At 48.1% G+C, this 1502-nt stretch carries 1 protein-coding gene; it reads left to right on the forward strand.

The annotated features are described in order from the left end of the window. Positions 1–94 precede the first annotated feature (94 nt). Positions 95–1132 (forward strand): IS110 family transposase, encoded by a 1038-nt coding sequence (locus tag ACQ661_RS12650; protein ID WP_153827384.1) that lies wholly within the window; start codon positions 95–97, stop codon positions 1130–1132. Positions 1133–1502 lie beyond the last annotated feature (370 nt).

The following is a 1502-nucleotide window of genomic DNA, read 5'->3' on the forward strand; positions in this document are numbered from 1 at the left end:
GTAAGCAATGGGATGGACTCCTCCTCACCTAACCGGCGTCGATGTGCCAAAATGGTGAGTGAGTCAAACATCACTGAGATGAGGAGAAGCCCAAATGAATATTATCCGTGTTGGAGTCGATATTGCCAAATCAGTTTTTCACGTCCACGGTGTAGATCGCTATGGTAAAACTGTATGGCAGGCCAAGTATACTCGCACAAAATGGTTAAACGCGCTGAGCCGCAAGGTCCCGGTAGGCTGCACAGTCGGTATCGAAGCGTGTGCATCAGCCCATCATTGGGGACGAGAGCTTCAGAAGCTTGGCTATCATGTTCGTTTGGTTCCTGCTCAGTTTGTTAAACCTTACGTAAAGAGTAATAAGAACGACAAAGTTGATGCTGAAGCGATTTGTGAGGCAATGAGCCGGCCCAACATGCGCTTTGTAGCCCTCAAAACAGCAGAGCAGCAAGATATCCAGGCTGCTCATCGCATCCGCGAAGAATTGGTGGGGCAACGTACCGCCAAAGCTAACCAGATCCGCGGTTTGGTAGGCGAATATGGTGTTATTTCGCCAGTTGGCATCCATCAACTGAGAAGGGCTTTACCAAAATGGCTTGAGGATGCTGAAAACGGGCTGAGTAATACTTTCCGCACGCTTCTTAATAGTTTGGCGGAGGATCTTCGTTACCTCGATGACCGCATCAAAAGTCTTGATGAGAAAATTACTGAGAATGTCCAAAAGGATCCCGTTGCGCGTCGCTTGATGACGTTGCGTGGTGTTGGGCCATTAACCGCAAGTGCACTTTCCGGGGCGCTGGGTGACGGCAAAGCTTTTCGAAAAGGACGTGATTTTGCAGCGTCTTTAGGATTAACACCCAGACAGCACAGCACCGGCGGCCGGGAGCGATTACTCGGAATTAGCAAGCGCGGTGATGGCTACCTCCGCAAGTTGCTTGTCCATGGTGCACGATCGGTACTACGCCATGTTGATGGAAAAAGTGATGGGCTGAGTCATTGGTTAAAATGTCTGGTCAACCGTAAGCACATTAACGTAGCAACCGTTGCGTTGGCTAACAAAACGGCCCGAATTGCCTGGGCGTTAGTCGCCAATGAGACGGTTTATGATGAAACACTTGCAGCTGCAAGTAGATAATCTGATGCTAAAGTAACAAATAAATTTTAATAGGATAAACTCAACACCACGATTGCAAAGCTTTTGCTTGATGGCGAACAGGTCGAACCGGCACTGAGAAACTCCTTGTGTTACGAAGAGCCTTGAGCTCGTGTAAGCGTTTGGAAATCAGTGCGCGAATAGCCCATTAAGGTCCGATGCCTACCGATGCAGCATCTTTTTAGAGACCGAATACACGTAGGCAGTCGTACCTACTCGCAATTGAACAAAATGCTTGCAAAAGAGGAGGAGTCCATACACGTAACTAATAGCACACATTAACGGTAATTGGTTTTCTCGGGTGGATCAATTTTGTTGACCATTTAACCGGCCAAGTAATTGTCGCTAGGGT

This window comes from Pseudidiomarina sp. WS423, from assembly GCF_050750165.1.
GTDB lineage: Bacteria > Pseudomonadota > Gammaproteobacteria > Enterobacterales > Alteromonadaceae > Pseudidiomarina > Pseudidiomarina fusca.

Coding starts and splice junctions, on each gene's coding strand:
- ACQ661_RS12650 (WP_153827384.1), top strand. CDS start 95: ATGAATATTATCCGTGTTGGAGTCGATATTGCCAAATCAGTTTTTCAC.